Below are 16,430 nucleotides of genomic sequence, written 5' to 3'. Positions count from 1 at the left end.
ATTTGAATCAATAAAACTATATAAAATGCTTTCAATTCAAAAATAGAAAGCAGTAAATATTAGAAGTTTAGATTTGGCATAATATGTTATTTCCAAATTTCTTAAAGAAGCTTCCTCTTGTAGGTTTATATTAAGTTACTCAATATCTAAATTAAATTAAAGCCTTGTTCATATTAAATTTTGTTACTTTTTAAGTATTTGATTTATAGTTATTTAAGTTGTTCATAATATTGAATTCGTTTTGAATTGTTTACAGCTTACAAGTTTATTTTTTATGATTTAAAATTGATGATGGAAAAAGTTTTTAGGCGTGATTATAATTTATGTTTAGTGTTAGTCTCCAAATTTTATTCTGAGGTGTATTTGACCGATTTACTAAAGTGCATCATTAATAATCACTGTCTAATTAATCAACAATTAAACCCAAAAAATTATGAATTTAAACTTTACCTATGTTCGCTGGGAAGTATCAAAATGGATGATGTTTGCGATGATCCTGATCTTTTCATTGCTATGTTTAATGAACACGAATACTTATGGAGGTGACCTAAAGAGGTCCATTAAGTATAATGATGAAAGCCTTTTGAGAAAGGTGGAGGTTACTGGAATTGTCAAGGATGCTATTGGGGATCCAATAATTGGAGCGACAGTTCTGGAAAAAGGCACTGGCAATGGTGCGGTAACTGATATGGATGGCAAGTATCAACTTATCGTTGAGGACAATGCGGTGCTTGTATTTTCTTCAATTGGGTATTCCAAGCAGGAAGTAGAAGTCGGAAATAAAACTATAATTGATGTGGTTTTGGATACAGAGCTCACTGATCTGGAAGAAATGGTTGTGGTCGGTTATGGGGAAGTAAAGAAAAAGGACCTAACAGGCTCCGTAGGAGTTGTTGAGGGAAAAGATATTGCCAGTCGGCAGACGACTCAAATCAGTCAAGCACTGCAAGGTGCGGTATCAGGAGTGATGGTCACCAGAAACAACAGCGGACCAGGAGCGACCAGTACTATCAGGGTGAGAGGGATAACCACCATTGGCGACAATGAGCCCTTGATCATTATGGATGGTGTGCCTATCAGAAATATCAATGATGTAAACCCTAATGATGTGGAGAGCATTTCAGTACTTAAAGATGCAGCTTCTGCCTCTATTTATGGCTCAAGAGCAGCTGCAGGAGTAATTCTAATTACGACCAAGAGAGCGAAGGAAGGCTCAAGCCAATTAACTTATAATTACGAATTTGGAATAGATAAGCCTACTAAGTTGCCAGGCTTTGTAAGTGCTCAACGTTACTTGGAAATGGCCAATGAGTTAAGGTGGAATGATAGCGGTAACGGAGATAATGAGTATCCAACGTATTCACAGGAAATGGTTGAGAACTACTATCAACTCAATGCTGACAACCCTGACTTGTATCCCATTACGGATTGGACAGACTTGATTTTTAATGCCAGCGCACCAAGACAATCTCATGATCTTCAGATTTCCGCTGGAATGACGAATATTAAAACCAACATATCATTTGGTTATGATAAAATAGATGCCATTTACGATCATCGGACTTATGAGCGTATGACGGCAAGAATAAACAATGATCTGACGATCAATCAATTCATATCCGCTAATGTTGATCTTAATTATAAAAGGACCGTTGCAGATCAACCTACACTTAACCCAATAGGAAGAGCAAGGATTTCTGCCCCAATTTACGCTGCACTATGGAGTGATGGAAGAATTGCTGAGGGAAAGCAGGGAGCCAACGTCTATGCACAATTGCATGAAGGAGGGTTTAATGACGCTAATTATCACCTATTGGGTGGTCGGGCAGCTTTGCATATTACACCTATGGAAGGGTTGAAGATCTCAGGGGTGATAGCTCCCCAATTTGGCTTTGACAAGGCAAAAAACTTCTTAAAGCAGATAGCTTGGTACCAATATGACGACCCCACTGTATTTGGAGGATATATAGAAAATCATGCCTCTACTGACCTGAATGAGTCCAGAAATGATAATTATCAAGTCACCTCTCAGTTTTTGATTAACTACAGTAAATCTTTTGGACTCAATAATTTCAATGCTGTCGTGGGATATGAAAACTTTTATGCTTTTGCAGAAAATTTAGGCGCTTCACGACTACAATATGAGTTGTCCTCTTTTCCTTATTTGAACATAGGGCCATTGGATTATCGGGGCAATAGTGGTAGTGCCACAGAAAATGCATACAGATCTTATTTTGGAAGGTTGATGTATAACTATGACAATAAGTATTTGATTCAAGCAAATGTCAGGACAGATGGTTCATCCCGTTTTCATGAAGATTACAGATGGGGGACTTTCCCCTCGGTATCTTTGGGATGGGTGATTTCTCAAGAAGATTTCCTGAAAAACAGCGCAGCACTCTCTTTTATGAAGCTTAGGGCTTCTTATGGCTCCTTGGGGAATGAAAGAATAGGAAATTACCCTTACCAATCTACCTTGAGTTTTTCCAATGCACTTTTTTATGAAGGAAACAGTATCGTATCAGCCACCACAGCTGCCCAGGTAGACTATGCTTTGCAAGATATCAGTTGGGAAACAACCAAGTCCTACAACATTGGTTTGGACCTAGGTTTTTTGCAAGACCGCTTGACTGCTGCGGTGGATGTTTATCAGAAAACCACCAATGACATGCTTTTGGAATTGTATATCCCCTTAAATACGGGATTTGAGAGCCCTCAGCAAAATGCAGGTGATATGAATACAAAAGGCTGGGAATTAGAGCTAGGCTGGAGGGATACCAAAGGAGAATTCAGTTATTCTGTGTCTGCTAACCTTTCCGATTCAAAATCTGTTATGGGCAACCTATCAGGGACTGAATTTTTAGGCGATCAAATCAAGATAGAAGGAAGCGAATTCAATGAGTGGTATGGTTATCAATCTGATGGTCTTTTTCAAACCCAAGAAGAGGTGGACAATTCGGCTACAATCAGTTCATCCACCAAACCTGGAGATGTGAAATACAGGGACATCAGTGGTCCCAATGGTGTCCCTGACGGAAATATTTCACCGGAATATGATCGGGTACCTTTGGGTGGTTCCTTGCCGCGGTACTTGTATGGGGGGATCATCAAGATGGATTATAAGGGGATAGACTTTTCAGCCGCTTTTCAAGGCATTGGTAAACAAAACTCAAGAGTTCTTCAAAGGATGGTGGAGCCCTTGCCAGAAAATTGGGGGAATATTCCTGCCATATATGAAGAAAGTTATTGGAGTCTATATAACTCTGATGCGGAAAACTTATCAGCCAAATATCCACGATTAAGCAGAAATAACCTATCCAACAATTATGCAATGTCCAATTTCTGGATGTTCAACGGGTCTTATTTCAGGTTGAAAAATGTAACCTTAGGGTACAGTTTACCTAAAACTTTTACGGAAAAGATCAAGATCAATAGGCTAAGAGTGTATGGTTCGGCATCAGACCTTTTCTCCATTGACAAATTTCCTGATGGATGGGATCCAGAATCTGCATTGGGAGATTACATCACCACCACGTATTTGTTAGGCTTATCTGTGACTTTCTAAAACCTGTATATTATGAAATTAAATATAAAATCATTGACTTTAATGGGCGTGGCATTGCTTTCATTTAGCTGCGCAGATTTGGATTTAAATCCCCTTTCAGAAGGGTCAAGCGAAAATTGGTTCAACAATGAGGAAGAGGTGAATATGTCTCTTAATGACCTCTACCGTTCTTATTTGTGGCACCAGGATGATGACTCATGGACGGATGACTGGACCAGCAGGGAAGCGTTGACTCCTATTACCAACGGAACAATCAATAGTGAATGGTCTACTTCCAAGTCACTGTGGACCAATTCATATAAAGGAATTACCAGGGCCAATACCATCTTGAGCAACATGGGTAATGCTGCTGAAGTTATTCCAGAGGTGAAACTGAACCAATACACAGCAGAAGCTAGATTTGTGAGGGCAGTGATGTACTCCATTTTATTGAGCCATTATGGGGATGTAATCCTCTATACGGAAGTTCCCGGATTAGAGGAATCATTTACTACCGTTCGAACAGAACAGGCCACTGTATTGGAACAGGTCTATCAGGACTTTGATTTTGCGATCGAGCACCTTCCTGAATCATATGGTGCTGGGGAGTTAAGAAGAGCCACCAGAGGCGCAGCCATGGCTTTTAAGTCTAGAATAGCACTTTATATGGAAGATTGGAACATTGCTAGAGATGCAGCTAAAGCCTGTATGGATTTGGGTATTTACCAATTGCATGATGATTATGGAGAATATTTTAGACCAGAGATAAAAAACTCCAATGAAACTATTTTTTCACTTCCCAGAAGTGTGGAGCTAGGTTCTCAGTTAGGATCTAGTTATCCGGTACAAGCTACAATTACACGTAATTCTGGAGGGTGGTCAGCTTATAATCCTAGTTGGGATTTGCTCTTCTCTTATTTATGTTCAGATGGGCTTCCGGTCGATGAATCTCCACTCTTTGACCCAAGAAATCCATTTGAAAATAGAGATCCAAGGCTAAAGGAAACCATTGTGCCTTTTCAAACAGAGCATTTAGGTTACATGTACCAGCCTCATCCTGATTCAATAGAAGTTTATGATTTTAAGAATGCCCGTTACATAAAAAACAATGATAGCAGAACCAATACCCAGTTTGCCTCATATAATGGATTGGTGTGGAGAAAGGGAGTAACCCAAGATTGGTCTGACGACCTGAATACCGATCCAGACATTATTTTGATGAGGTATGCAGAAGTATTGCTTACATATGCAGAAGCAAGCATTGAACTCAATCAAATCGATCAAACAGTATTGGATGCAATGAATCAAGTGAGGGCAAGGGCTTATGGAGTAGATATGGCCAATATATTGGAGTATCCATCTCTATCGGGATCAGATCAGTCATATCTTAGAAAGATAGTTCGGACTGAAAGAAGAATGGAGTTTGCCTGGGAAGGTCTCCGGTACATGGATATCATTCGATGGGGCATAGCAGAAAAGGTACTGAACAATGATATCTATGGAATGCTAGATCCCAATGAACTTAGGGAAAAAGTGGTGCAGCCTGGCTTATGGTTTTTTCCTGAAACTCCTGAAATCGATGAAGACGGGATTCCAATGTTGGCACCTGTTTTTAATAAAGGTTTGATAAAACTTTTGGCTGATAGAACTTTTGATGCCAACAAGCAATATTTATGGCCCATTCCTGCTGAAGAGGTCATTACCAATGAAAATTTAACTCAAAACCCGAATTACTAAATTTAAAAAAGCGCTGCGGGATTTCCCGCAGCTTTTACCAACTGAATTTCGATTATAAACGGATCTTAAAATGATTAATAAGACCCTTTCAAAAATATTGTACCTTTTTCCAATGTTGGTATTGACTTGCTGGCCTATTGATGTAACAATGGGCCAGGTAAGCTCGCCGAACTTCATTGTGATCCTTACGGATGACCAGAGAATGGATGCTTTGGGAGCAAATGGAAATGATTTTATCATTACTCCAAGCTTGGACAAATTAGCAAAAGCGTCTTTGGTGTTTACCCAAGCAAATGTAGTGTTTTCCCTCTGCAGTCCGAGCAGGGCCGCTATTCTCACAGGACGTTATGGAAGTGCAAATGGGGTGTTAAAGTTAGATAGCAGGCTTGGTGAACACGAAAAGAGTTTGGCGCAATATTTACAAGAAGCAGGATACCTTACTGCATTTTCAGGGAAATGGCACCTTCCTCAAAGTCCAAATGAATTGGGTTTTGATCAATCCGTATACTTTAAAGGAAATGGAGCATACTACAGAAGAGCGATTTATGAAGAAGGTCATATTTCCAGACCCGCTCAACATTGCGATGAGTATTGTGTAGATTGGTCCATGAGGTTCCTCGAAAAAACCGTGGAAAATGACCAGCCTTTTTTTCTATTTCATTGTACCCAGCTGCCCCATATGGATGGAAACCTCGTTTGGAATGCACAGTTATCAACGTTAAGCCTGTATGATAACAAAGATCTGCCAGTGACTGCCACAAGGAAGGAGGACTTATCATCAAAGCCTCCTTATTTGAAGCAGGTCAGGAATTACACCAAAGCAAAAGATTATGGTTATCCTGATGCTGAGGCTATTCAAAAACACACCAAGCAGTATTATGCAGTGATCACTGAAATGGATGCAGCCTTGGGAAGGTTGATCGAAAAAACGGAGAAATTAGGTTTGATGCACAATACCTATATTATCTTCATGAGTGACAATGGATGGATGTTGGGAGAACATGGATTTACCAGTAAAGTCCTGCCTTATCGGCCTTCTACAAGTATTCCTTTTTTTATCCATGGTCCAGATATTACTGCTTTTAAAAGGGAGGAGTTGGTACTAAACATAGATGTGGCTCCTACCATATTGGACTTAGCGGGAGGAAGAATCCCTGAAGAGATGCATGGTAATAGTATCAAGCCGCTTCTAAGCCAGGAAAAAGTGCCTTGGAGAAATGAATTTGTCTATGAGGGTTTGGGGATTTATGGAGGTGCAGCTCCTAATTTGACCGTATTTGACGGAAGGTTCAGGTATATCCAAACTTATTCAGACAGTTCGTTGAGCCAAGTGGATTTCATTGAACTATATGACAATAAAAAGGACATCAAAGAACAGGAAAATTTGGCTAATGACATTAAGTGTCAAGACATAGTCGACAATTTCAAAGAAACGATTCGACTTCATCAACAAGAAATTCTAAAGAAATAATGATTAAAATTAAGAACATGAAAACAATGCAGCTATTCCAGAAGCTGAGGAGCCAGGGGTTGAGAAAATTAGTTTTTTTGGCACTATCAATCATAGTCTTGATTGTGCTAAGCTTTGGGTGTAATCCGGCCAATACAGGTCAGCGAGAAGAATTCAGGCAAATCAGTGGAGTTTACCCGCACTTGGCCTACTATAATGAGGAAGGGGAATGTGGGACCGGAGCAGTGGTGCCATGGGCTGGAGGACTTTGGGTAATTACATATGGGCCGCATATGCCCTATGGGTCATCGGATAAATTGTATGAGGTTACACCTGATTTGGAACAAATTATTCATAAGGAAAGTATTGGTGGTACACCGGCAAACAGGATGATTCATACTGAAAGTGAGCAACTTTTTATAGGCCCTTATGCCATCGATTCTGAAGGAAATACAAGGGTGATTTCATACGATAAGATGCCAGGAAGACATACAGGGAATGCCCGACACCTGACGGATCCTGAAGGTAAGATTTATTATGGAACCATGGAGGAGGGATTCTATGAGGTGGATGTCAAAAGCCTTGCTGTTAATGAGCTGTATGTAGATGGGAATGCTGTTCGAAAAAGGGGAGAACAACCTCAGTTCAGTCCTTTATTGCCTGGTGCGCATGGAAAAGGGCTTTACTCCGGTCAAGGAGTGATGGTCTTTTCCAATAATGGAGAGGATGTACCTGAAGCCAAAACAAAGTTTGATATTAAAGCAGGTGCATTAGCGGAATGGGATGGAAAGGATTGGAAAGTAGTTAGAAGAAATCAATTTGTTGAAATTACCGGACCAGGTGGCATTTATGGCAACCCTAATCCTGCAACGGATCCTATCTGGGCAACAGGCTGGGATCACAGGTCTGTGTTATTAGGCGTAAGGGACCATCAAGAAGGCTGGCAGTTTTTTAGACTTCCAAAAGCATCCCATTCATATGATGGAGCACATGGCTGGAATACAGAATGGCCAAGAATTAGGGACATAGGCACAGCGGAGAAGCCCGATTACCTGATGACCATGCATGGTTTGTTTTGGGATTTTCCTGGTTCATTTAGTATGCAAAACACCAAGGGGATAAGGCCAAAGTCAGCATATTTGAAGGTGATTGGTGATTATACAAGATGGAATGACCAACTGGTTTTTGGTTGTGACGATTCAGCACAAAAAGAATTTTTAAACAAGAGGAAAGTAAAAGGAGGAATAGAAGGGCCGGGACAATCCAACTCAAACCTTTGGTTTACCTCCTTGGAAAAACCTGATGAACTGGGTCCCAATACCGCAGAAGGAGCTATTTATATTAACGAGTCAATAGAAGGAGGAGTGGCCTCAGATCCATTTTTGTTTGCAGGTTGGAACCAAAGAATGGCTTGGTTGGACAACAATGGGACGAATTCTACCACTTTCACCTTCCAGGTAGACCTCAATGGAAAAGGTGATTGGGTGGATATGAAAGAAATAGAAGTGCCTGCCCAAAGTGCCATTGAAGTGCCATTCGAAAAAGAAGAAAAAGGAGAATGGATCAGAGTAATTACAGACAGGAACACTGTGGGTACAGTTTATTTTACTTATACAGATGACACGCGGTTCGAAAGATCTTCCACAGGAATATTTGAAGGGATTGTTTCAGGTAAGGAGGAGTCTTACCAAGCTGGGCTTCTTTATGGATTGGGAGATAATAGGAGAAGTTTGGGCGTTCTGGCTGGCAATATCCAAGAAGGGAAATTTGATAAAACCAGCTACTATGAACTGGATGGGAATATGAATTTGGTGAAAACAGATGATCCAAAAACTGCTGATTTTATTGAAAATAAATTTGCGATTCCTGAAAATGTGGTGAGTGTGGAAGAGAGTTCAGTTTTGGTAATTGATGATTTGGGAAGGCGTTGGAGATTCCCTTTGGGTGATTCCAAATTTGATGAGCTTATTGATAATGGGGTTCAACGTATCGCACGCGAAGTAGCAACAGAAAGAGATTTGATGAACTTGCATGGGACATTTTACGAGCTTCCTGCTGAGAATGCTGATGGCTTCGCCAAAGTTAGGCCAATTTCATCCCATAATTTGGCCATTTATGATTATGCTTCTTACCGAGGATTATTGGTGATGACAGGAATTGATCCTGACGAAAGAAATTCAGACCATATCATAGTGTCACGGGATGGGAAAGCAGCAGTATGGGCCGGTGTTATTGATGATTTATGGGAATTGGGCAAGCCAGTAGGACATGGGGGACCGTGGAAGGAGACTCAGGTCAGTGCTGATGAAATTTCAGATCCTTATTTGATTGGGTTTTATGACCAAAAGTCGTTAGTCTTATCCCATGATTTCAATGACCCTGTAACTTTTACAGTGGAAGTAGAACCTATCGGACATGGGCCATGGATGGAATACAAAACTTTTGAAGTGAAGCCTGGGGAAGAATTGGCTTATACTTTTCCTGAAAACTTTCAAGCAAGGTGGATCAGGTTTAGTACCGATAAAGCTTGTAAAGCCACTACTTGGTTGGAGTATAAATAAATGAAAAGTATAAAGTCTTATAATATGAAATGGGTGATTGCTTCAGTTTTGCTCTTCTGGTTGATGGTTTCTACCGGCCATGGTCAAACCAATGGTTTTTTGATTGAAGCAGAGAGTTTTGATGATTTAGGAGGATGGGTGGTTGACCCGCAATTTGTGGAACAAATGGGTTCTCCCTACCTCATGGCGCATGGAATGGGAGAACCAGTTGCCGATGCAGAAACTTCTTTTAAAATCAACAAAAAAGGGAATTACCACTTTTGGGTAAGAACTAAAAACTGGGCTCCGGGTAATTGGGAGGCTCCTGGTAAATTTCAACTCGAAGTCAATGGCCAGTTGATGGATTCCGAATTGGGAACTGAATCAGGTTGGGGATGGGAATATGTCGGAGAGATAGAGTTGAAAAGTAAAAATGTCCAATTAGCCTTAAAAGACCTGACAGGCTTTAATGGAAGGTGTGATGCGATTTATCTTAGTATTGACCAAGACAAGGCACCTCCTCAATCAGGAGAACAATTAGCTGCTTGGAGGAAAACCGTAAAAAGTGAAACAGGTTCACCTTCGGTAGAAGAAAAGTATGATTTGGTAATTGTTGGAGGTGGAATAGCAGGTTGTGCAGCCGCCATTGCAGCCGCAGAGCAAGGGCTGGAAGTAGCCTTAATCCATGATCGACCTGTTTTGGGTGGTAATGCCAGCAGTGAAATAAGGGTTCACACATTAGGCATCTATGGCCATTTTGAACGTATTCTGAAAATGCTGGACACAGAACATTATCCCAATGGTTCCCCAGAAGCATTTATGGATGAGGAGAAGCGACATCGAAATGTAGAGAGCTACATGAATATATCCCTTTATTTGAATTGGAGGGCATATGATGCCATTACTGAAGCAAATAAAATTGTAGCGGTGGATGCGAGACACACTTCTGAAGGAAAAAGAATTCGGTTTATAGCTCCTAGGTTCGTGGATTCTACAGGCGACGGTTGGATTGGTTATTGGGCAGGAGCTGAGTTTTCATATGGCAGAGAGTCAGTTGATCAGTATGGAGAGGCTTATGAAGAATGGGGAGAGTTGTGGTCTCCAGAGGAGCCTGATGGCTTTGTAATGGGATCTTCGGTTTTATGGAGAACCTATGAATCAGAGCAAGCAATGGATTTTCCTGATATTCCATGGGCAGAAGAAGTTGCTGATGGTCATGAAGCTAAAGCCGGAACCTGGAAATGGGAGCTTTCACGTTTGGATTACCATCAAATCGATGATGCCGAAGAAATCAGAGATCATATGCTCAAAGCAATTTATGGTTCATTTTATAATCAAAAGCAACTTCCTGGAATGGAGAAGTTGAAATTTGAGTGGATCTCCTATTTGGTTGGTAAAAGAGAGTCCAGAAGGTTGGTTGGGGATTATATTTTCACTTTCAATGATGTGACGGAACAAAGAAAATTTCCTGATGCGGTGGTGATGGAAGAGAGGGAAGTAGATGTGCATTATCAGCAGAACCTCAAAAATGCTTCCAAACCAGATTTTCTTTCGGAGGCGATCTTTTATAGAACCCCGATGTATTTTATTCCTTATCGAACACTCTACTCCAAAAATATAAGTAACTTATTTATGGCTGGAAGAAATTTTAGTTGTTCACATATAGGGCTCGGAGGACCAAGGGTGATGAGAACCACTGGTCAAATGGGAGCAGCTGTTGGTTTAGCGGCAGTCATATGCGAAAGAAATGATTGCAGTCCACGGGAAGTTTATGAAAAATTTCTGGAAGAATATTTAACGCTTATTGAGCAACAAAAGTGAGCCCAAAAAAATGGACCATATTTATTTTGGTACTTGTTCCTTTAGCAATCTTGGGTTTTGGGCAAAAGGAGTTTGTCTACCCCTTGTTTTTGGAATTGAAACTAGATCATTCTTACGAATTTTCCTCTGAGCATGTGGCTTTGATAGAGGATGAAAACTATATAGAACCTATTCAAATTGATTTGTTGAGTGTAGAAAATGAGCCGAAATGCTATGTTTCTTCATTCTTAACAACAGTTTGTGAAGATGAGATTTGTGAAGTATTGCACATAAAGATGTTTTGGGATTTGGCTGGGGAATATGTCGGGTATGACACGATCTCTGGCCATCCACTTACCAAGTTTGACCATGAGCCTTTTAAAACATCAGATTATACAAAACTACATGAGTTACTGCTTAATGAAGGTACCATCTTAAAGTTCAAGCGAAAAGATGAACTTATTGACAAGAAAGTGCTATTGGCTTCGGATGTAATAGATGGAACCACAGGTGCCACAGCTTTGGAGATCAAGGAGGAAGTAGTGGATGGTGCTTTGTATACTTCTTACACCCTTTGGCATATTGCACATAGTGGAGAAATTGAAAATACATTGAAAGCGAAAACCAGAACACGTTTCAACTCTGAGATAGCTGAAAAATTCTTACAGTCCGACAAGGACAATTACAGGATTTTCGCTATTGATGAAATTTCTGATACTGATTTGGTTCAATACCAGTGGCTACTAATTGATTTGATAGAAACGGGAAGTCCACTTCTGAGGAAAAAGGTTTTAAGGAAGTCTGCTGAGCTAATTGAACTAAATGCTGACTATCAATTAAATATTTGCCAACTTTTTGATGTCTTGGATATTAATACCCGTTCATATTTTTTAACAATATTGAAAGAAAGAAAACAAATAAGTATAAAAAGTTTGGAAGAGCTTTCTAAGTACCTTACCGTAATGTCCAAAAACCAACTTAAAGATTTTCTGCTTCTGGTTTCGTCGATTGGTTATCCAAACCAAATTTTGATAGAAAACCTAAGCAAAGCAGCAAGCGGAAATTTTAGATATGATTATGTCATTAAAGAATCCGGAATTATGGATTGATTTTTTCCAATTTTTAAAAGTTCAAGAAGCAAGTAAATATATTAACCTACCCAGATAGGCTACATAATAAATGTCATTTTTAACTTGATAATTCATCCAAAATCGTCTTATAGGATGATCGAGAAGGATTTTTGTTATTTTTTTGATGGATTAGTAATAACAGTCCAAGTTACTTCTTACTTAGTTTTGAGTCCTATAATCTTATTTCAACACTTATGGTTTCTTATGTATAAGAAACGCTTGAAATAAATCAGACAATGAACAATAATACCATTTTATAAATTAACCTTAAACTAATGATTAGAAGTAAGCTTTTAGGGCTATTATCTTTGGGATTGATCATGGGAGGGCTGGAAGTGAAAGCCCAACAATGGAGTCCAAAAGAGGCCCCATTGATGACTAAATTTGCCAATGACGTAAGTCCAGAAAATGTTTTGCCTGAATACCCAAGGCCGCAAATGGTCCGTAATGAATGGATGAATTTGAATGGGCTATGGCAATATCAACCGGGGACCTGGGAAAATGAACCTTACCCAAAAGGAAAGCTGTCCAGTCAAATTTTAGTCCCATTTGCAGTGGAGTCAGCTCTTTCCGGTGTTATGGAGTCACATGAAAGAATTTGGTACCGCAGGGAGTTTGAAATTCCCAATAATTGGAACGGTCAAAGAATTCATTTGAATTTTGGTGCGGTAGATTATATATGTGAAGTGTTTATCAATGACAAATCTGTTGGCAAGCACCAAGGAGGCTATGATCCTTTTTCCTTTGATATAACCGATTTCTTGACAAAAGGCAAGCAAACCATTACGGTGAAAGTCTATGACCCTACGGTAAAAGAAGGCTATCCAAGAGGCAAACAGACCCTTAATCCAGAAGGGATCATGTATACTTCCGTGACAGGGATTTGGCAGACGGTATGGTTGGAGCCCGTACCCGAATTACACATTGACCAATTTAAAATGGTGCCAGATATAGATCAGGCTGAGCTGAATTTAACTGTTTTGACCAAAGGTGGAGCAAGGTTGTCCTATACTGCTGAAGTGCGTGATGGCAATAAGCTTATAGCCAAGGTAGAGCAAGAGAACATGGCACCAACTGCCATAAAAATCCCCAATCAAAAACTATGGTCTCCCGATAATCCATTTTTGTATGACATGACCATTACCCTGAAAGAGGGAGACAAAATTGTGGATAGAGTTGATACTTATTTTGGTATGCGCAAGATTTCTGTGGAGCAAGTAGGAGATAGGCAGCGCATATTTCTCAATAATGAATTTACTTTTCAAATGGGACCTTTGGATCAGGGTTATTGGCCTGATGGACTTTATACAGCACCTACTGATGAAGCGTTGAAGTACGATTTGGAAATGACCAAGAAGCTTGGTTTTAATATGACCAGAAAGCATATTAAGGTAGAGCCACAGCGTTGGTATTATTGGTGTGATAAACTGGGACTGATGGTTTGGCAGGATATGCCTTCTCCTAATTCATACACACACAGAGCTCCAGAACCCAACAAGGAAGCCTTTACCAAAGAATTGATAAGTATGGTGGAGACTCATTGGAATTCACCAAGTATCGTGATGTGGGTGGTGTTCAACGAAAGTCAAGCCCAGCACGATACCAAAGAATATGTTTCCATGGTGAAAGGCCTAGATCCTTTCAGGTTGGTGAACGAAGCAAGTGGAGGAGGAGATAGAGAAACTGGTGATGTTTATGACCTTCATAGCTATCCACCACCCGTGGCTCCTGAAAGTTATTTTAGAGCAACAGCTTGTGGTGAGTACGGCGGCATTGGATATCAACTGGGAGACCACATTTGGAACCCAGATGACCTGATGCAATATGTTTCGGTGAAAGATGAAGAGGAGTACATGGAAATGTATACTGATTTTACAAGGATGCTAACTGAGTTTAAGACCAATCAAGGATTAAGTGCCGCGGTATATACTGAAATAACAGATGTGGAGATTGAGCTTAATGGCATCATGACCTATGATAGAATCTTAAAAGTGGATGCTGAAAAAATCGCCAAAGCCAATCAGCAACTGATCAATGATGACCTTTACATCTACTCATTGGTATCTACGGCTGAAACCGATAATATTTATTGGCATTATACCACTTCTCAGCCTGCTCAAGGCTGGATGAAAGCTGACTTTAATTCAAATGCTTGGGAAAGAGGTATAGCAGGATTTGGATCAAAAGGAACGCCTGGTGCCAGAAATGGTACTAATTGGAACTCCGATGATATTTGGTTGAGAAGGGAATTTGAATTGGGAGACATCTCAAAAATCGATCAAGAGAACCTCCGTTTAAGAATACACCACGATGATGAATGCATGGTTTACATTAATGGGGTTCTGGCTGCCGAGCTTGAAGGTTTTACGACTGGGTATGTGAATGTGGAAATTACTGATGAAGCTAAAAAAGCGCTTCAGTCAAAAGGTGAAAATGTGATGGCCATTCATTGTAAACAACACATTGGCGGTCAATATGTAGATGCTGGATTGTCCATAGCTACAGGTTCAAAGTCATTGTCAAAAGTAGTTTTGGATAGGGTTCAAGGGAATTAAATGAAACTTTTTTAAGAATAAAACCACCATTATCTCATCGTGGATAATGGTGGTTTTATTTATTCAGCGCTCAGCAATTTTTTTGGTGCTATTCTTATTCATATTGGCCATAGTTGGCCGCCATGCTATTGATCCAATCGTGATGCTTGGTCTTCAAAGCCTTGGCTTTTGCTTCATGTTCATGAATCAGGTTGTTTCTTTCACCTGGATCTTTGGAAAGATCATATAGCGCCACTACACCAGGGTTTGATCCAAGTTGGATTTGGGAAGTGATTGGTCTGTTTTCAGGATTATAATCTTCCGCTAAAACCAACTTCCAATTTTGATCAATAATGGCCCATTGATTACCAAACTGGAAATATAAAGGGGCTGATGCCGATAAAGTAGGGACGTCATTAGTGACCGGAGTAATTAAACTGCTGCCATCCAGTTCTTGCTTGTCTTCCATGTTTAGGCCTGCCGCTTCCAAGAAAGTAGGAAAGATATCCAGGGTAGAAACCCTGTGTGGGTACAACTTTTCTTTAGGCAGTCTATTTGGCCAGGAAAGAATCATAGGCACTTTGATTCCCCCTTCATGCATGGTGTATTTGCTTCCGGAAAGCGGAAGGTTGTTGGCACCGGCTAAAGGTTCTCCACCATTATCAGAAACCAGGATGATCATGGTGTTATCAAATTTTCCATTAGCCTCCAAAGCATCCAATAAACGACCGATATTATCATCCAGACAGTTAAGGTTGGCCAAAAAGTACTTTCTCATTTCTTCATCGGAAATTTTGCCTTTGCCTACTTGCGTATAGTCCCAATAATAGTCCTTATAATTTCCGTAACTGCTGTCATAGTTGGCTACTTTCTTGACATCCCATTTTTCGAGGTACTCATCCGGTACTTCATGGATCAAATGGTGCACGGCGTTGTAGGATAAGTCCAAGAAGAAAGGCTGGTCACCTTGATTTTCGATAAAGTCAATGGCCTTATCGGTAAACAATTCAGTGGAGTAGGTATTTTCAAAACTTGTCTTAACACTGTCCACGAAGATCCTCCCTAAAGAAGCACTGGAGCCATATGGATCAGGTGTGCTTTTTTCAGTTTTTTCGTCCATCAGGAAGTAATCGTGGGCATGGGCACTAAATCCGACGAAAGAATCATAGCCATGTTGGTTGGGAAATTCCCTGACAGCAGGATTATGATAATTAGTGCCAAAATCACTTTTACCCACTTTGGCTGTTTTATAGCCTGCTTCCTTGAGTGTTTCAGCAATGGTGGGGACATTCTGAGGAAGTCCTGGTGACCAGAACATTTTTGGATCCCATTTTTCCTGGTATTGACCGGTATTGATGGCAGCGCGAGATGGGCTGCATACCGGAGCAGTTACGTAGGCATTGTCAAACAAAATGCCATTTTGGGCAATCCTATCCATATTGGGGGTTTTGCAGAGATGAGAGACATGCTTGTAGGCACTCAGGTCTGCATAGCCTTGATCATCTGTCACAATAAGGATGATATTGGGCTTAGAAGGTTTATCCTCTTGTTTATTGCAAGAGGTGAGCAATATGTTGGCGATGGATAAAGCTAAAATGAGTTTTAAAGCTTTGGCTACTTTAGTTTTATTCATTTAAATTGGGTAAAATGATTTTTGTTTACTGTTAGTCACTTGTTGATTTGGCGAATATAATT

At 40.2% G+C, this 16,430-nt stretch carries 8 protein-coding genes; 7 read left to right on the top strand and 1 reads right to left on the bottom strand.

Annotated elements, in window-relative coordinates:
* Positions 1 to 433: 433 nt before the first annotated feature.
* The 7 genes from JL001_RS18725 (at position 434) to JL001_RS18695 (ending at position 14,756) form a co-directional block, all read left to right on the top strand.
* Positions 434 to 3,565 (top strand): TonB-dependent receptor, encoded by a 3,132-nt coding sequence (locus JL001_RS18725; RefSeq protein ID WP_236252897.1) that lies wholly within the window; start codon positions 434 to 436, stop codon positions 3,563 to 3,565.
* Positions 3,566 to 3,577: 12 nt separating this feature from the next.
* Positions 3,578 to 5,281, top strand: coding sequence for a RagB/SusD family nutrient uptake outer membrane protein (locus JL001_RS18720; protein ID WP_200978960.1), 1,704 nt, complete (start codon positions 3,578 to 3,580; stop codon positions 5,279 to 5,281).
* A gap of 70 nt (positions 5,282 to 5,351) precedes the next feature.
* Positions 5,352 to 6,752 (top strand): sulfatase-like hydrolase/transferase, encoded by a 1,401-nt coding sequence (locus JL001_RS18715; protein ID WP_200978958.1) that lies wholly within the window; start codon positions 5,352 to 5,354, stop codon positions 6,750 to 6,752.
* Between the two features lie 26 nt (positions 6,753 to 6,778).
* Positions 6,779 to 9,292 (top strand): hypothetical protein, encoded by a 2,514-nt coding sequence (locus tag JL001_RS18710; protein ID WP_370567413.1) that lies wholly within the window; start codon positions 6,779 to 6,781, stop codon positions 9,290 to 9,292.
* A complete protein-coding gene (locus tag JL001_RS18705) occupies positions 9,293 to 11,092 on the top strand; it encodes an FAD-dependent oxidoreductase (protein ID WP_200978956.1) in 1,800 nt (599 codons plus the stop codon).
* Complete coding sequence (locus JL001_RS18700; protein WP_200978954.1) at positions 11,089 to 12,180, top strand: hypothetical protein; 1,092 nt, start codon at positions 11,089 to 11,091, stop codon at positions 12,178 to 12,180. The genes JL001_RS18705 and JL001_RS18700 overlap by 4 nt, the downstream gene beginning before the upstream one ends.
* Positions 12,181 to 12,476: 296 nt before the next feature.
* The gene (locus JL001_RS18695) at positions 12,477 to 14,756 is read left to right on the top strand and encodes a glycoside hydrolase family 2 protein (RefSeq protein WP_200978952.1); all 2,280 of its coding nucleotides are present in this window, start codon (positions 12,477 to 12,479) and stop codon (positions 14,754 to 14,756) included.
* 94 nt (positions 14,757 to 14,850) lie between these two features.
* On the opposite strand, the gene JL001_RS18690 is transcribed toward JL001_RS18695, so the two are convergent.
* The gene (locus JL001_RS18690; RefSeq protein ID WP_200978951.1) at positions 14,851 to 16,368 is read right to left on the bottom strand and encodes a sulfatase; all 1,518 of its coding nucleotides are present in this window, start codon (positions 16,366 to 16,368) and stop codon (positions 14,851 to 14,853) included.
* Positions 16,369 to 16,430 lie beyond the last annotated feature (62 nt).

It is taken from the genome of Echinicola sp. 20G (genome assembly GCF_015533855.1).
Taxonomy (GTDB): domain Bacteria; phylum Bacteroidota; class Bacteroidia; order Cytophagales; family Cyclobacteriaceae; genus Echinicola.
This window is presented reverse-complemented; position numbering and strand designations above follow the sequence as displayed.